General features: G+C 66.2%; 12 protein-coding genes and 2 pseudogenes. 5 read left to right on the forward strand and 9 right to left on the reverse strand.

Going from position 1 to position 16,418, the window contains the following annotated elements; all coding sequences use genetic code 11:
• Positions 1 to 22 precede the first annotated feature (22 nt).
• The 3 genes from KEG57_RS28765 to KEG57_RS28775 all read left to right on the forward strand — a co-directional run bounded on the left by KEG57_RS28765 (position 23) and on the right by KEG57_RS28775 (position 3,295).
• Positions 23 to 1,501 carry a serine/threonine protein kinase gene (locus tag KEG57_RS28765; protein WP_272426567.1) on the forward strand — a complete coding sequence of 493 codons (1,479 nt, stop codon included), beginning with the start codon at positions 23 to 25 and terminating at the stop codon, positions 1,499 to 1,501.
• A 526-nt stretch (positions 1,502 to 2,027) separates the two neighbouring features.
• Complete coding sequence (locus tag KEG57_RS28770) at positions 2,028 to 2,654, forward strand: HNH endonuclease (RefSeq protein ID WP_272426568.1); 627 nt, start codon at positions 2,028 to 2,030, stop codon at positions 2,652 to 2,654.
• A 119-nt stretch (positions 2,655 to 2,773) separates the two neighbouring features.
• The gene (locus KEG57_RS28775; protein WP_272426569.1) at positions 2,774 to 3,295 is read left to right on the forward strand and encodes a tyrosine-protein phosphatase; all 522 of its coding nucleotides are present in this window, start codon (positions 2,774 to 2,776) and stop codon (positions 3,293 to 3,295) included.
• Between the two features lies 1 nt (position 3,296).
• On the opposite strand, the gene KEG57_RS28780 is transcribed toward KEG57_RS28775, so the two are convergent.
• The 6 genes and pseudogenes from KEG57_RS28780 to KEG57_RS28805 form a co-directional block, all read right to left on the reverse strand.
• Positions 3,297 to 3,761: a macro domain-containing protein gene (locus tag KEG57_RS28780; RefSeq protein WP_272426570.1), complete on the reverse strand. Its 465-nt coding sequence runs from the start codon at positions 3,759 to 3,761 to the stop codon at positions 3,297 to 3,299.
• On the reverse strand, positions 3,758 to 4,231 hold the full coding sequence (locus KEG57_RS28785; RefSeq protein WP_272426571.1) for a hypothetical protein: 474 nt from the start codon (positions 4,229 to 4,231) through the stop codon (positions 3,758 to 3,760). Before KEG57_RS28785 ends, KEG57_RS28780 begins: the two co-directional genes overlap by 4 nt.
• Positions 4,232 to 4,233: 2 nt before the next feature.
• Positions 4,234 to 5,325, reverse strand: a pseudogene (locus KEG57_RS28790) (RHS repeat-associated core domain-containing protein); the annotation flags it as partial.
• 42 nt (positions 5,326 to 5,367) lie between these two features.
• Positions 5,368 to 8,250: a DUF6531 domain-containing protein gene (locus KEG57_RS28795; protein ID WP_272458998.1), complete on the reverse strand. Its 2,883-nt coding sequence runs from the start codon at positions 8,248 to 8,250 to the stop codon at positions 5,368 to 5,370.
• On the reverse strand, positions 8,228 to 9,712 hold the full coding sequence (locus KEG57_RS28800) for a hypothetical protein (protein WP_272426574.1): 1,485 nt from the start codon (positions 9,710 to 9,712) through the stop codon (positions 8,228 to 8,230). The genes KEG57_RS28795 and KEG57_RS28800 overlap by 23 nt, the downstream gene beginning before the upstream one ends.
• Positions 9,713 to 9,722: 10 nt before the next feature.
• Positions 9,723 to 12,026, reverse strand: coding sequence for a type VI secretion system Vgr family protein (locus tag KEG57_RS28805; RefSeq protein WP_272426575.1), 2,304 nt, complete (start codon positions 12,024 to 12,026; stop codon positions 9,723 to 9,725).
• Positions 12,027 to 12,333: 307 nt separating this feature from the next.
• Here KEG57_RS28805 and KEG57_RS28810 point away from each other — a divergent pair, with 307 nt between their 5' ends.
• Positions 12,334 to 13,209 carry an RNA polymerase sigma factor gene (locus KEG57_RS28810; protein WP_272426576.1) on the forward strand — a complete coding sequence of 292 codons (876 nt, stop codon included), beginning with the start codon at positions 12,334 to 12,336 and terminating at the stop codon, positions 13,207 to 13,209.
• Here KEG57_RS28810 and KEG57_RS56155 read toward each other — a convergent pair.
• The 3 genes and pseudogenes from KEG57_RS56155 to KEG57_RS28820 all read right to left on the reverse strand — a co-directional run.
• Positions 13,208 to 13,366: pseudogene (locus KEG57_RS56155) on the reverse strand (helix-turn-helix domain-containing protein); the annotation flags it as partial. The gene KEG57_RS28810 and the pseudogene KEG57_RS56155 overlap by 2 nt on opposite strands.
• Before the next feature lie 17 nt (positions 13,367 to 13,383).
• Positions 13,384 to 14,046 (reverse strand): hypothetical protein, encoded by a 663-nt coding sequence (locus KEG57_RS28815; protein ID WP_272426577.1) that lies wholly within the window; start codon positions 14,044 to 14,046, stop codon positions 13,384 to 13,386.
• 200 nt (positions 14,047 to 14,246) lie between these two features.
• A complete protein-coding gene (locus KEG57_RS28820; RefSeq protein WP_272426578.1) occupies positions 14,247 to 14,798 on the reverse strand; it encodes a hypothetical protein in 552 nt (183 codons plus the stop codon).
• A gap of 545 nt (positions 14,799 to 15,343) precedes the next feature.
• Here KEG57_RS28820 and KEG57_RS28825 point away from each other — a divergent pair.
• Positions 15,344 to 16,375, forward strand: a complete 1,032-nt coding sequence (locus KEG57_RS28825) for a hypothetical protein (RefSeq protein WP_272426579.1) — start codon at positions 15,344 to 15,346, stop codon at positions 16,373 to 16,375.
• The last annotated feature ends 43 nt before the right edge of the window (positions 16,376 to 16,418 follow it).

Consider the following 16,418-nt stretch of genomic DNA (forward strand, 5'->3'; position numbering starts at 1 on the left):
AACCCTGCCCTCCGGAGCCCGCATGCAACACGCCTTTAAGCCCGGGCAAATCCTGCTCGACAAGTACCGCGTCGAGCGTGTGCTCGGTGCCGGAGGCATGGGGATCGTCGTCGCGGCGTGGCATCTCGCGCTCGATGAGCTCGTCGCGATCAAGTTCATGCTCGGGCCCGGGAGTCAGGCCGATGTGACTCGCTTCGTGCGCGAGGCGCGCGCCGCGGTTCGTCTTCGAAGTCAGCACGTGGCGAGAGTCCTCGACGTCGCTGCGCTCGAGGACGGGACGCCGTACATGGTGCTCGAGCACCTCGACGGGAACGACCTTTCGCACATGCTCCGCGAGCGCGGTCCGCTTCCCGTGGAAGAGGCCGCGGACGCCATTCTCCAGGCATGCGAGGCGATCGCGGAGGCGCACTCCATCGGCATCGTGCACCGGGACATCAAGCCCGCGAACCTGTTCCTCACGCGCGCACTCGACGGCTTGTCGTGCATCAAAGTACTCGACTTCGGCATCGCGAAGTGGGCGAATGCGAGCACGGCGAAGCTCGACCCTTCGCAACCGATGGGATCCGCGCCGTACATGGCGCCAGAGCAGTTCGCAGCAACGACCCGCGTGGATGCGCGGACCGACGTGTGGGCGCTCGGCGCGACGTTGTTCCACCTCTTGACCGGCAAGATGCCGTTTCACCACGACGACGTCGACTCGATCCAATCGATGATGCGCGCGGTTCTGCATCGTCCGCCGTGGAAGCCGCGCGAGCTTCGGCGAGATCTCCCCGAACCAATGGAGGCTGTGCTACTCCGTTGCCTCGAGAAGGACCAAGCCGTGCGGTTCGGCAGCGTCGCTGCGCTCGCGGCGGCGTTGGCGCCCTTCGGCTCCGAGCACACGGCGATGTACGCGAAGCGCGTGGCGAAGGTTCTCGGCGAGCCGGAGCACAGCGCACGTGTGCCGTCGCGTCCCGAGATCGCGCCGGTTGCAGCAGCGCCCGCTGCTCCACCGCATGCGCCAACAGCGCCGCTCGGCGCCACGGCGCAATCCACGGAGCAGACAGCTCCGCTGCCGCAGCTCGGTCGCGTGAACGAAGCAGCGACACCACCGGCGGCAACAGTCACCACTCCGCAGCTCGATGCATCTGCCCCGAGCAAGCTTCGCGGCCCACTCGCTGCTGCACTCGTAGCCCTTGTCGCGGTGCTGGTAGCCCTCGCGATCGGCATCCGTGTGGGCCGTGAATCTGTCTCGCCGGCTGCGGCATCCGATGTACCTGAAGCGAAGGTGTTGCCGCCGACCGAGAGGCCGACCGAGTCCTCCGTCGTTGCTCAGCCACCTTTGCCTGCCGCCGATGTTTCGCCCGCGAGAGACACGCCTGCCCGCGTCGAGACGACGGCATCGGCCCCCACCCAGCGCAGCACGTCGTCGCCGCCACGATCCGCACGACCGGCCTCACTCACGGGAGCTCCCGCATCGAAGTCCCCACCGAAGGAGGATCTCTATGGCCGACGCCGATGAGTCGCGAACATGGCCGCAGCTCGTGCCGTTGTCGTCTTCCCGGCGCGCTGGTCAATGGCTTGGTACCGTGCTCGCGCTCGCGCTCGCCGGCCTCGTTGCGCCTATCCCTGGCTGCTCTTGGGCCTCTACCGATTGCGTGGCTCAGGACGACGGCGATCCTTGTACGCTGGACGCTTGCGACGGCGGCACGCCCACACACGAGTACCTTGGTGACGGACACCCGTGCTTCGAGGGCAAACGGGAAGGCCGCTGCGACTCGGGACGATGCACGATTCCGTGTGCATCCCTGACGGACTGCGACGACGGCAACCCTTGCACGCTGAGTGAGTGCCAAGGGGGCTCCTGCGTTTTTGTGAACAACTGTTTCGGTTTCGAACCTTCCGGCGTATGCGCCTTCAGCCACGCCCGTCTCGATCGTGACGACAATGCTCACGAGCGACGCGACGAGGCCCGTGGGGCCAGAACCGCGCGAGGCAGATGCCCCCGGGCCCAGTCCGATCAGAAGACGCCCCCCCCAAACGAAGCGATGCTGGAGGCGTTCCGGAACATCCGGGTCTACGTGGACGCCAGGGACGGCAAACGCGCAGTCAACAAGGACGCGCTCGTCGCGGATCCCGTGCTTCTCGCGGCCGCCGCCAAAGAGTTGCTCTGGCGACACTTCCCCGAGACGCTCCACGAGGACATCGCTGACGCCGTCGGACTGGAACTCGACCTTGCGGCGCTCGGCAAGCGAATGCGCGATCCGCGGTTTCGCGATCACGTGCTCAACGCCTATGCCCACTGCTGCTCGATTTGCGGCTTCGACGCGAGGCTCGGCGGCAGGAACGTGGGCCTCGAAGCAGCACACATCCGCTGGGTGCAGATGCTCGGCTCCAACAACATCGACAACGGTCTGGCCATGTGCTCGCTGCATCACAAGCTCTTCGATGCAGGAGCGCTCGCCATTGAGTGGAACGGACACGTGTACCGCGTCCTGTTCAGCGCGGAGCTGAACGGAGCAAGCGAGGCATTTCGTAAATGGCTCCTCCGCGCTCATCGGGCAAACCTCCATCTACTCCCCCTCGACCCAGCGCACCGGCCCCATCCCGATAATTTGCGTTGGCACCATCGTGAAGTCTTCAAGCGCCCGGAACTCAATGTACCTGCGATTTAACACGTGCGGCATACTCTCTCAGCAAACTACCAGTCGAGCTCGGTCGCGTATGTCAACAACCCGGACGTCCACGCTGATCCCCACCCGGCGCTCGTCGTGACGCTCGTCCAATGTCCTGCGTGAATTTTCGGGATGTCGGCGAGTGGATTGCTCTGCTGGGGGCAGAGAACCTGCTTCCCGCAAGGCGGTTGCTACGGGGCGGGAAGCTTGACGCGGTCCGAGAGGCTGCGGAAATCGGCCATCCTGGGACGATCGTCAACCTTCGGCAGGGTCCGGATCGGCACACCTTCGGGGCAGAGTATCGGCACGTTTCCATCCCGAATTCGTACGAGAAGTACGATACGACCGACGCGACCGTACGCCGATGGCTCAACGCGGTGGCTCAGGCTGTCTGCGAAGCGCCCGCATTTCCAGTGATGCTCCATTGCACGTCCGGGAAGGACCGGACCGGCGTCGCTGTCGCGTTGCTGCTCACCGCTCTCGGTGCGCCGCGGGCGATCATCGTCGAGGAGTACCTGCTCAGTGATGGGGAGGTGGAGCGGGCTTGGATCGAGCGGGCACTTGATGGGATCGGGGATGTGCGGCGGTATCTCGCACGGGTCGACGTGCAGCGACTAAGAGAGCGGTTACGCTCAGTCTGAATCACTCGTAATCGTACACGAACACTGGCGTGTCGATCAGTGCATCCTCGATGAGCGGCTCGACCTTCTCCCATTTGCCACCAGCGAGCCCGCACCCTATTCGAGGCATGTGAACCGACGCTCGGTTCTCTTCTGCCACGCCGCGCAGCTTGCGCAGGCATTCAGCGAGTGCCTCGTAGCGAATGGGCGGCCCTTTCGAGCCCGTCCGGATGCCCCGCTGTGCAAGCATGTTGACCACGTGAGTGTCCGGCTTGACCCGGACCACCTGGATCGCACCGAGCGCGAAGTCGTTCCGCGCCCGCTCTGCGTGCCAGCGTCGATACGCCTGCTCGGGCTCCGGCCATCGACGGGAGATGGCGAGCACGAACCCCTTGCCCCAGCCGCCAAGGTCGTTGACGACGTGGGCGATGAGCTTCGGACCCTTCGCCTGGGGGACGGTGGCGTCGCCCTTCAGGTAGGTGATCACGTCGCGTCCTTGGCGGCCTTTTTTACACTGAGGTAAGCATCCCAGATTTGCTCGACTGCCCACCAACAGAATTGGTTCTCCAAGGGATCGCTCACCGTTACAAGGTCCAGGTAGCTGATGCCCTCGGAGACGGGGGAGAACCAGAGAACGAGGCCGCTTTCGCCATCTGGCATGGGAACCCCTCCCTCTTCCTCCAGGTGCTTGTCCATCAGGTCGTCTCGAACGACAATCGCCCATCCTTTCGGCGGCCATGTCGCGGGCATGTGTGGCGCGCGCAGGACCACCTCGTTGTCGTTCTCGTCGTAGATGCGGAAAATGGCATTGGGCCACCGGACGCGTACCGCCATGAGAAAGCGGCTCATTACATCCTCGAAGTGTGGTACACGCGGGAAGTTGTGGTCGAACCCTCCAACCGTTGAGGTCTCCTCGTCTCCCGCGCTGGACACCTTCTGAACCGACACCTTGAACATGATTACTTGCACCTTTTGCCATGAGCGATCTGCTGCTCGCGACGAACAGTCAGATCCGCCGGATGATACACTGAGACACCAGCCTCTCCCCGTCCGCCCCGCAATGGTTTCAGCAACGAGTCTGGGATGTCCATTTGGAAGTAATACTCCACCTTTTCACGCGGAAGCCCACCCAGCTTTGCCGCTAGGTTTTTATGCGTTGGCGGAAGCGTCGTAAAATAAGCTCCGTATGGATGGTCACCCGGTGGCTTCGATGCCTTGAAGAGCCAGTCTCGCTGCGCAGTGATAGCTTTGAAGCCCTTTGCGCTCGTGTAGTGGTACACGATCGCGAGGCCCAACGGATCGGATGCAACCGCGGGGTCGGGCACGTATCCATACGCCTCGATTCCACCTAGTAACCCGATCGGGTCCTTGCTGGTGTACCTCCCAGTCTCCGGGTCGTAATACCTGAACCGATTGTAGAACAGCCCCGTCTCAGCATCCTCGTACTGCCCCGGAAACCGCCACGGAACCGCGGTCTTCTCCACATCGGCCGCCGCCTTCCCGTAGACGTCGACTTCGCCCTGCCACGCGACCCCGCCCCACTCATCGAACGCCGCGCATGGCGCCCCAACCTGATCCGTGACGATCGCCCACCGCCGCAAGCCCTGTACCTTCGCCGCTGGTGTGAACGTCCCCGGCTCGAACACCCACGCGATCGGCCCTTCCCTCGTGGAGAGCTCGTGCAGCGGGACATCCCCGTCCCAGATCCACGTCTGCTCCTCCGCGTCCGAGGTCTTCTTCACTCGACGCCCGAGGGCGTCGTACTCGAACCGGACCACCTTCCCGTCCGCCTTCGTGACCGCCACGAGCCGCCCGGCAGCGCTCCACGTGTACGTCTCGCGCCGCCCGTCCGGCCACATCTTCGCGGTCCGGTTCCCGTCGCGGTCATGCTCGTACGTCACCCCATCCGCAGCGGCGAGCACGCCGCCCTTCTTGTACGTCTGCGGCTCCCCCTGCATCGCCTGCTGGATGTTCCCCGTCGGCGTGGGGCGCCGCCAGCGCACGCGCCCGCTGGGCTCCGTCGCCGCCGTGAGCCTGGCGCGCCTGTCGTGGAAGTACCGCGTGAGCCCGCGGCGGGAGTCGTCACGCTCCTTCTACAACGAGCCCGGCTCCCAGGTGAACGCGACGCGCCGCAGCTCCTTGCCGCCGTCGAGCATCGAGGTCTCGGCGACACGCCCGCTCGGATCGCGTCGCGTTCGGACCGCGATCCCGCCGGGCAGCCGCCGCTCGGCCTCGAGCCCCGCCGCGTCACGCATGATCGACGTACGCCATCGATCGACGCCCGTGCCGAGCGAGATCGCATCGAGCTCGCCCATGGCATCACGCAGGAACGCGCCATCGAAGCCAAGGGACGACGACACCTCGGCGAGCAGGCCGCGCGCGTCGTAGCGCCGCTCGATGACGTGGGGCCCTTGCTGATCGCGCACCACACGCCCCAGCGCATCGCGCTCGAGCGTCACGCGCGCTGCCTCGTTCTCGGCCGCGATGAGCGCCCCATCTGCGCGATACGTGAACCGCTCCTCCGTGCCGTCCGGGTAGCGGACGCACGTCACGCGCCCGATGGCATCACGCTCGAACGCGACCGTCCGCCCGCTCGGCTGCACGCTCTTCACGAGCACGCCGCCCGCGTCGTACACGTACCGCTGACAGCTCCCGTCGAAGCCGATCTCCTGGATCACGCGCCCGCACGCGTCGCGCGTGAGCGTGTGGATCTCGCCGGCCTCGTTCTCGATCGCCATCAGCTGCCCCTCGGTATCGTACCGCAGCCGAACCGTCTCGCCGGCCTCCTCGCGCAGCGCGAGGTGATGGAACCCGGTGTAGCCGAACCTCACGTGTCGGGCGTGATCCTTGGCCTCGACTGGGTTCCCCTCCGCGTCGTACTTGATCCGCAGGTGGTTCCCGTCCGCCTCCTCGACCTCGACCAACCGGAGCGCGTTGTACCTGTACCTCGTGACACCGCCACGCGCGTCGTGATGCTCGACCACACGGCCCAGGATGTCGTGGACGAGCCTCTCTTCGCCCCCGTTCGCGTAGCGGATGCTCCGCACGTTCTTCGCGTCGTCGTACTCGAGCGCGACCCGTCCACCCATCGGGTCCGTGACCTCGCGGAGCAGCCCCCGCTTCCATCGACACCGCGTCTCTCCCCCGAGCGGATTGATCATGGCCCGCATGCGCCCCGCGCCGTCATACCGGAGGCGCCACTCGGCTCCGCACGGATTCGCGAATTCCACCAGGCGGTCGCGCTCGTACTTCATACGCTCCGTCGTTCCATCGGGACGCACGATCTCCACGCAGTTTCCGCGCTCGTCGAACTCGCGCCGCACTTCCCACCCGAGCGGATCCACTTCCGCGGCCACCTGACCGCTCTCGGGATCATAGCGGTACCGCGTGGCTTTCCCTTGCTGGTCGGTTACTTCCACGACGTTTCCCAGCTCGTCCCGGTGGAACACGCGCAGATTGGCGAGGCTATCGTCCACAAACGTCTTCCGGTTCCGCTCGTCGTACCGGATCACGTGGTCGTAGATGCCGCCATCGCCCCACGTCCGCACGCACTTCGCGTATTCGTTCAGCCCATCGTACTGGAAGTAAAACGACAACCCCGTGCGGTCGGTCTCCTTCACGAGCAGATGCCCCTTGTACGCGTACGTCTCCGCGTTCCCAAGCGCATCAACCACACGTACGAGGTTCCCCGGTTCGTCGAACTCGTACTTTGCGTGACGTACCCATCCCTCACGCGGATGCGGCACCTTGATCTCACGGAGCCTGTCGTTGCCGTCGTACAGGAGCCGGAGCATCCAGCCTCCGCTATCGATCACCCGTGAAAGCCTGCCCCGCTCGTCGTACTCACACTCGATGGTGATGCCGTCCCGCGCCGCGATACGCTGGAGTCGGGCGCGCATGGGATTCTTTGCGCCCTTCATCCGCGCGAAGTGCAGCACCTGCCCCTCGTGCGTCTCGATCTCGAACCGATGCCCGCGGCGAGCTTTCAACGTGAGGCGGTTGGTCGGCTCGTACACGCTTTGGCCAGGCCGAAGCATGCGCTCGGGGAGATGGCCGAGCAGAAACTCGATCTCACGTCCGTCCTCTGCCAGATAGACGACCTTGCCCCGCTCGCACCACACCGCTTGATCCAGGCTGTGCGACCACCCATAACCGAGGGGCCCATCCCGCCACGACCGCGACGACGAGTAGATCCGCTCGATAGCGAGCGGCATCGGCCCCGGCAGTTCCAGGTCGCGCTTCTCCGTGAACATGCGTCCCGTCGCGACATCCACGGGATGCCCCGTCGCGAAGCAGATCGCCGTGTGAATACGGTCCCGATAACGCCGCGGTGCGATGTGATCAACAGCCCGACGCATTCCTTGGCTGATGCGCGCCCACTTGCCGCTTCGCCGCTGCGCGGCCCGCAGCTTCCGGAAGAGCTTCCCGCCCGCGCGAACCACGGCCCCGAGCGCACGAAGCGTCGCCTTGAAGCCGGCCGCGAACGCGATGGCCTTCACGTCCGGCACCATCGGCCGAGTCACGAGCACCGGCGCACCCTTGGGCACGGCAAGCACCACGCTCGTCGGCAGGCGAACCGGATCGCTGCACGAGAGCGCGAGATCCCCGAGCCGCACGGCGAGGCTGCCGCCGAGTGTCACGCCCAGCGATCCGAACATCAACTCGGCGTCGTTCCCCGGTCCCGTCGGCGGCAGGAACGTCACGCCCGGCGTCGGAACGTGCGGCATCGTGAGCAGGTTGGTCCCGAGGGTGCCGGTGTTGGCGACAGGCATTCCATTGACGAACACGAGCCCAGGCCCAGCCCCCGCAGCCATGCCGACTGCGGCCGAAACTGCAGCCCCCACGGGATCGAACACCATACCAACGAACGCCATCGGCACGAGCGTCGGTACCGGCGCAGGGGCAGGCGGAGCAGGCACCCCGACGATGTGGAAATCGAGCCCGAGGACGGGATCAAACTGCGTCGCAACAAGCATCGTCCCCCTCCATCGACGGAGTATCCGCCTCGCTCTCGCCCATCGTCTCCATCTCGACCGCGACACGCTCGAGCCAGTCCGCCCGATCTGTGCTCCCGTGCTCACGGAAGATTCGCCCGAGGGCGCGCGCAGCTTCCGGTCCACTCGACAACCGCCACTCCTCCGGCTCACCGTCGCTCGCGATCTGCACGGCACGCCAGAATGCGCCCGCGGCATGCTCAATATCCCGCTGCGAGACGAGAACCTGCCCAGCCATGCGATAGGCCTCAATCGCGAACATCCGCTCACCCTGCCCAGCGGCCAGCTGCCCGGCCTCGGCGAAGGCGAGCGCAGCCTCGCCGCTCTTGCCCGCCGCGAGCAGGCCGGAGCCGACCGCGAGCTGGGCCTGCGCGGAGAGCGCCGGCAGCTTCGCCGCGTCGGCTTCCGCGCGAGCCTCGCGAAAGATGGCCGCCGCGGTATCCGGGGCGCGCGCCTGCATGGCGAATCCACCCATGACGAGCCCCATCATCACGGCGAGTTTCCCGAGCCCCGCCCCGCGACAAAGCGCCTTCGCCTCGCGCATGAGGGCAACCGCTCGCGATGCATCGCCCTTGATCATCGCACCCGCTGCGCCGATGACGAACCCGCGAAGTTCGCGCATGGGCTCAGGCCGCAAAAGCGGCTCCGGAATGCCTTTCTCGATCGCGTCGGAGCGTGCCTTCTCCGTAGCTTCCGCGATCACGCGGGCTTGCTGGGACGTGAGCGGGGGAGTCCGCACCTTGTGCGGCGGCGGAACCTCATCCGGCCCGGCCATGCCCGCCATCCGCATCCCATCGGCCCCGGGGGGCGCCGATGCCGCAGCCGAAAGCATGGCCTCGACGTCGCGTTGCACCTCGCGTGTGTCGAGCCGTGCGTCCACGACGAGCGCCAAGTCGCCGCGCCTCTCGGCGATCGACCTGCAGATTGATTCGTCCAAGTCGACGATAACCCATCGAACACGTGCAAGCTCTGGCCGCTCGACGAGCGCAGCGACGTCCTCCATCCATTGCTTCGGATCGCGCACCCAGACAGGCGAAAGCACGACCACGAGCCCCTCCAGCGGGGAGCCGAGGGAGTCGACCGCGGCCCTCAGCTCCAAACCGAAGCGTCCCAGCGTGGACGGGGCACGCGCTTCGGCGGGCATCGGGCGGATCGTGACCCCCTCGCCCGCCTTCTCGTGCAGCTCGGCGAGCTCCTCCATGTCGGCTCGCAGCTCCTCGCTGCGGAGGCTCCAGCCGTCATCCGTCGTCTCGGTCGGCGCTTCGAGGAAGACGAACGGGCAGAGGTTCTCCTGGTGGTGCTCCGCCGCGGCGATGTGCTCGAGGGCCGCGATGCGGATGGGATCGGACGTGGTCACGTGCAGGAGCCGCAGTTCCGGCTCGGCGATGAACGTCTGCATTGCCTCGGCCACGTGGACGAGGGGATCCGTGATGCTCTTGAACATGGCCGCCCCCTCAATTCACGCTGGCAATGCCCGTGGCCACGTTGAATGCGCCGCCGCTGACGTCCACCTTGCCCCCGGACGACGACACCCCGCCACCGTCCGCCGCAACGACGCCTCCAGGCCCCGAGAGAACCGCTACCGCACTACCCGAGACCGTCGCGGTGCTCCCGCACATCGTCGCCTCGGCCGGACTGCTCATGGTCGCGTTCCCGTCGAGGAGCACGGTGCTCCCGCCGGTCGACGACATGCACGCGTTGCCATCGAGTAGCACCTGGCTACCCGCGGCAGACTTCGCGCAGACGTTCGCATCGAGCAGCACTTCCGCGCCGCCCGTCGCCTTTGCGAGCGCGTTCGCATCGAGGAACATGCGCGACCCAGCGGCCGATTGCAGGAGCGCGTTCGGGTCGAGAACCAACGTCGCCCCGCCACCGGCCGTGATCGTGATCTTCCCCGGCTCGATGAGCACGAAACTCCCGCCACACTCGAGTCGGATCGACGCGGGCGCCTGAACGTGTACTGTGTCCGACGCGTCGAGCTCGTACTTCCCGCGCACGGTCACCGCGCCGCCGCGTACGCCTCCAGGCTTCGGCTCGTCCCCGTCGATGATCGTCCGCTGATTTCCTCGCACGTGGATGTGCTGGCTGCCGTCGACCGTGAGTCCTTGGTTCCCGCGGACGTGCTCCGTGTCGTCGCCGTCCACGGTCTGCGTGCGCTTGCCGTGCACCGCGGCGGAGCGGTCGTGCTCGACAACCTCATTGTAATCGCGCTGGGCGTGCACGTAGATTTCCTCTGCACCCGTAGCGTCGTCGAAGCGGATCTCGTTATGTCCGTCTCCGCCGAACGTCTTCGTGCGGATTCCGCTGCGCGTCTTCTGCTGCGGCAGCGCATACGGCGGCACGTTCGCTGCGTGGTACAAGCTCCCGATGACGAAAGGCCGATCGGGGTCGCCCTCCAGGAAGGCCACGACGACCTCGTGCCCCACGCGCGGCAAGAACTGCGCGCCCCAGCCCGCGCCCGCCGAGGATTGCATGACGCGAAGCCAGCACGAGCTGCGCTCGTCCTTCTTTCCCTGCCGATCCCAATGGAATTGCACCTTGACGCGGCCGTAGGCGTCCGTGTGCAGCTCCTCCTTGCCGGGCCCGACGACGATCGCCGTCTGCGGCCCCGAGATCACAGGTCGGGGGGTCGTGCGGGAGGGACGAACCCTCACGTCCGCGCCCACGACCTCGAAACGATTTTCGTAGGAGGACTCTCCATCGGTGAGAATGGCATCCGGCATCGGCGCGGTGCCCTGGTGTTCGACCCGCATAACCAGATAGGCCCCATTCATGCGATCGTCAGGATGGTCCATGAGCAGGAACGTCTTCCCCGGAATGACCCGGCACGAATCGCTCTCCCCGGCCCCGCTTCGCGCCCGGGTCCGCAGCTCCTCGAGCTGCATGGCCGCGAGCTCTGCGCCGCGCTCCGGCGTCTCATAGCGCCCCGGATACTCGTAGACCTCCAGCTCCGAATCTTCGTCAGCCTTCTTGGCGGCTTCTAGCGAGAGCGCCGGCTTCCTGAACTCGTAATCCCGCAGCGTGACCTTGCCGGAATGTACCCGCTCTGCCCACGCGAACCTGGAGACGTGCTCCCCATGCGCCATGGCGCCGAGCGGTGCACGGAAGGCGAGCGTTCCGCCGGAGATCGGCGCATGCGCTGTGGGCCCGTCAGCCATCACGAGGATGCTGTCATCGTCAAAGAAGTAATGGATCCCCTCCTCTTCGAGAAGCCGGGAGACGAAGGCCCAATCGGTCTCTCGATACTGGACACAATAATCCCGCCGCATTCGATCCTTCCCGAGCGCGAAGCGGAAGCTACCCCTGCGGACTCCAGCGGATTCGAGCACGGCAGCAACGATCTCGGGCGCCGACCGCTCCTGAAAGATGCGGTTGTCCCTGCGATGGAGAAGTCGCGTGACCTCCGGGACGAGCACGGCCCGGTACGCGGTCCCCGTCTTTCCGTCGTCGAGCTGCACGAACTCGGCGATCATGCCGCGAACCGTCCGCGTGCTCTCGCCCGTATCGAACGTAAGAGTAGCCGTTCGGCCTGCATGGTCCGCCATAGCTGCGTGGACCGTCTGCGCGATGGCCACCGGATTGATCGGCAGGGATCCGACGCCCAGCTTGTCGAGCAACCCACCGACGATTCCCTGCAGCGGAAAGCCCCGAACAACATCAATTTCAAATCGGAAAAGCTCCGACAGACCTTCTGAGCCGCTGAGCCGAACCCCACGCAATAGTTCGCCAGCCCCCTCGATCGAAAGGAGGATATTCATTGCCCTGACCCCTACGTGCAGGATCCCCGAAGAGTCGGAGAGCCTGGATAGGCGGCAGGTTGTCCGACCGACATGCTGACCGTCAAGGATAGAAGTGCGAAGCGTGCTTCGCGTAGGACATTTTACGTCCTACAAACTGAGATACGCAAGAGGTGGACCGTGGTACGGGTCACCACGTGTCGGGTTTCTGACGTCGGCAGTGCAGCAGAACGAACCCTGCCTGACCAAGGAATCTCACGTTAGGTTCGGCGGAGTGAGCCGCGCGGATTTTCGGTTACCGTTCTCCTGCTGCGGGCAAGAAGCGAGTGTGGGGAAGAAACTGAACGAACCCGATCTTCTCGCCGAGCTCCTCGCCCTTCGTCCGGATCTCGTCCAGCGCTTCGCGCGTCTCCGCTGCGGGCGCGCCGATGCCGATGATCTGGCGCAGAACACGTTGATCCGCGGCGTCCGCAGCCTCCATACCTACCGGTCCGAGGGCGAGCTCCGGCGCTGGGCGATGGGCGTCGCGAACAACGTGTATCGGCGCCATCGCAGGACGGTGCGTCGTCGAAACAAGGTGATCGTGACGGAGCCAGAGGCCGCGGTGGAAGCGTTTGCCCCCGGCCCCTCGCCCGACGTGAGCGCGCAGCTCGGCGAGGCGCGTGAGCGCCTCTACGCGGCGGTCGACGCGATGCCCGACGTCTTGTTCGAGGTGTTCTTCCTCGTCTACCTCGAAGAGTACACGCTCGAGGAAGCGCGTAAGGAGCTCAGGATCTCGAAGAACGCGGTGAAGATGCGCGCGCTCCGCGTGCGCCGATACCTTCGCAAGGAGATGCGCGACTTCCGCGACGCGTACTACAGCGTCGTGCCCCCGATGCCGCCGAGCGGGCCGCTTGCCCTCCTCGTGCAGAGGGCCGCGCCGATGCTCGGGCACATGGCGAGCGTGCTCATGGCGGCCCTGCTGCCTGTTGTTCGGGGCGGCGGGGGCCGAACTCGCAGCCCCCCTCCGGCTCTGCTTCCGGAAACGGGACCGAGAAAACCACCTACCCGATTCCGGGGCGCGTCCTCCCCTTTCGTCCGCCGGTCCCAGGTCTTCGCCGCGACCTCTCCGAACCGGTCCCCTGCGCCTCCTCCGGCCCCGGCAATAGCTCCGCCGCGCTTACCCCCAGCGCAGCCGCGATCCTCAGGCACGTCTCGACCGTGATGTTGACCCGCCCGTGCTCGGTGCTCGAAAGGTTCCCCTTCGCGACGCCGCTCCTCTTGGCGAGCTGGTCCAGCGACATCCCTTGCTCGAGGCGGATGTCCCGGATGCGCGCGCCGATCTCGACGAGCAGGGGAGACGTGACTTGCCGACGTGGCATGGCCCTGTCTCCGTAGCTCAAACCCGCGCCCAGAGGCGGATGCGGGTCGGAGGGGCCCGGAGCTCGGAGGGGGTGTTGCGGTCGACGTCCCCGTTGGCCGGCAGAAGGTCGATCGTGCCCTCGTCGTCCAGGCGACGCAGCGCGGGCATGAGGCTGTCCGAGAAGGACATGTCACGCAGGATATCCCGGAGACGCCCAATGCTGATGGTGCCGTCCGCGTCCTCGCGCTGCCGCGACAGAACGAGGTGCACGAGGCCGTCGATATACGCCTCCTCCCCGAGCTGCCGGAGGCCCACGGCATACTTGACGACCTCTCGTGCCGCCCGCTGGTAATGCGGGGGCGCGCGCAGGAGCTCGATCAGCAGGAATTCCCAGCGGTCGTCCCCGAGCATCGTCCCCGCGGAGACGCGCGTCTCGCGGGGCAACCGATTTGGCGGAACGGGAGGGAGAAGGGTCGACAGAGGAGGCTCGCGGAATGCGTTCAGGAAGCTATCCGCCTTGCGGCCGAGGAACGCCCAGAATCGATCCCATCGCGACGGCCCGCACTTCGTATCCATGATCGTGTCTCGCGGTGGCTCGGAATGCGCCAAGCTCATCCGCGTTCCGCTCTGCGGCGGAAGCGCCGAGCAGTCCATCACGGTCGTTGCTGCGTCGTCGTCGACGTCCCGAAGAGCATTCATCGTTCCTCCGTCGGCATCGGTGCGGCGCCCCGGTTCGCCGCCGTCTAAGATCGGCGACAAGTCGTGCTCGGACGTGGGCGAGGCCTTCACCGACCCCAGTGGATTCGTGTGCGCGCAGCGCTGTGCTTGCCCAGAAGTGGGCTGCGGTACGCGAATCCACTGCGAACGGTGAAACGTCGCGGATGAGGCGGCTGGCTATTTCATTTTCGTGCTTCCGCATCGCGAATTGCGTTCGCGATCATCCACACGGACGTCGACCGTTGCACGTAGCGGCGCGGCGGGAGAGCCTTGGTATTGCTCGGCATCTCCGATTCCGGATCCTCTTGCGGGCGTGCCAGCCTTGACCGCACAAAGGCAGTGCAGCGCGCGGTTTCCTCAGAATGTCCGCTCTGCGCGCCAGCCGCGAAACCGTCCGCCGCGCGCGACCCGGCATCCGGCGTCGCGGCAAGAATCACTGCCGCCGTCGCCCCGAAGCCAATCAACCGCGCAGGGCTCCGGTGAAGCGTGCCGAAAAATCGCACCCAGAGCGAGCCCACGTGTGCACGCGCCTCGCGCGCTGCGAAGCCAAGCAGCGCGAGCGGAATGGCCCAGGCCCGACGACGCCGGCGCGAGCGGGGCGCCACGTCGCGCACGGCGATGCGCGCTCGGTCGAGCACGCAATCCACCCGCGCGCGCATCGTGCTCCACGGGATGCCATGGTCCTCGGCGAGGTCCTTGATGTCCTTGTCCTCGTAGAAGTGCTCGAGGAGCAACGACCCGTCATCCCGGCTGAGGCGCTCGAATACGGTGGATGCGATTACCCTGTCCTCGAAGGGCCCGAGATACGCTTCCTTCTCCTCCGCAACGAGCTCAATGTCCTCTTCGGGCGCGGGCGATTCTCGTGAGCGAAAGGCATCCCGCCGGTTCGTCATGGCCGCATATTTCGCGAGCGTGCAGAGCCACGCGCCAAACGCGTCGTCATCTTTTGGATCCGGTCGCTCCATTTCGGGCTTGCCACACGCGAGTACGAATGCATCATGGACGACATCATCGACATGCGCCGCGTGCACTCCAATCGACCGAACGACCGCGGCCATGGCGACCCGGTGCCGGAGCAGAGCTTCCTTGGAGACCCGGAGCTCGTTCGCGCAGTCGTCGATGCCGCGTGTCATTCCGGATACCTCTCGGCCGAGCCTCGGCCCGGTGCCCCGTCCCTGCTCGCGTTGACTGGTCCCACGAAGGTAAAGGGCACGAGAAGCCTCCCATCACGAAAAAATCGACGGACCCCCCGAAGATTTCTGGTCGAGGGGCCTGAAACGTGAAGCCGCACACGGCCAGAGGCCATGGCGGGCGCCTCGGCGTCGGGGGCTGCACGATTGTCCTGGCGTTGACCTGGCCATCGTCGTCGTTCGCGGCGGACGAGGTGCCGCGTCATCGCGTCGAGCTCACGGCGGATCGCTCGCTCCCCGGATGCTCCAACCCGTTCGACTTCAGCGCCATCCTCACGAACTGGCTGCCCGTGAGCACCCTGGACCCGACCGCCACGCGTTCGCTCGTCGTGCGGATCCGGCGGCTACCGGATGGCGGGAAGTCGGTCGACACGACGATCACGGACGAGGCCGGAGCCGTGGCGCACTCCGAGCATCACGACTACCCGCCGACGGACGACTGCTTCAAAGTGTTGTACTGGACGGCGTTCGACGCGGCGAAACGGATCCGCGAGCTCGCGCCGCCACAAGAGGAGGAGCCTGCCGCACCGCTACCGCCCGAGCCTGCGCCGCCCGAGCCCGCGCCGCCCAAGCCTGCTCCGGCCCCGCCCTGCCCGGCGTGCCCGCCACCGCCAAAGCCGCCAGCTACGCCTCCCATGCGCGGTTTCGTGGCTCTAGGTGCGACGATCTCCCGTGGAGCCGCGCCGGAGTGGGGACCGGGCCTCCGCCTCGCGGGGGGCCTACAACTCGCATCCTTCACGCTCGAGCTCGATGGCCAGTGGATGCCGCTCCTGAACACGCGCCGTGCAGGATTGACCGACGTTGACATCCACACGTTCGGCCTGACGGGCGCTGGCTGTTTCAAGCGCGCGCCGCTCCTCGGTTGCCTGTTGGTCACCGGTGGGATCGTGGGTACGGTGGTGTCGAGCAGGGACTATGCATGGCGGGGCGCAGGTGGTTTCTTCGGCGCGGGAGCGCGCACCGCGGTGGAATTTCCGCTCTCGTCACACCTGATGGCACGCGTGGACGTCGAGGTCGCGCTACCGCTCATTGGCGCCCGCTTGGATTTCTTCGGGCCCTCGCCTTGGGAGCACCTAATTCCCGTCGCGACCGGCGGCGGCTCGCTCTTGTACGCGTTCTGAGGGGGCGTGCAGCCGCAGCGTCCTCGGCGTATCATTCAGGGCT

Source organism: Polyangium jinanense (genome assembly GCF_028435365.1).

Coding starts and splice junctions, on each gene's coding strand:
- KEG57_RS28770 (WP_272426568.1), top strand. CDS start 2,028: ATGCTGGAGGCGTTCCGGAACATCCGGGTCTACGTGGACGCCAGGGAC.
- KEG57_RS28800 (WP_272426574.1), bottom strand. CDS start 9,712: ATGTTCAAGAGCATCACGGATCCCCTCGTCCACGTGGCCGAGGCAATG.
- KEG57_RS28785 (WP_272426571.1), bottom strand. CDS start 4,231: ATGTTCAAGGTGTCGGTTCAGAAGGTGTCCAGCGCGGGAGACGAGGAG.
- KEG57_RS28805 (WP_272426575.1), bottom strand. CDS start 12,026: ATGAATATCCTCCTTTCGATCGAGGGGGCTGGCGAACTATTGCGTGGG.
- KEG57_RS28765 (WP_272426567.1), top strand. CDS start 23: ATGCAACACGCCTTTAAGCCCGGGCAAATCCTGCTCGACAAGTACCGC.
- KEG57_RS28795 (WP_272458998.1), bottom strand. CDS start 8,250: ATGCTTGTTGCGACGCAGTTTGATCCCGTCCTCGGGCTCGATTTCCAC.
- KEG57_RS28815 (WP_272426577.1), bottom strand. CDS start 14,046: ATGAATGCTCTTCGGGACGTCGACGACGACGCAGCAACGACCGTGATG.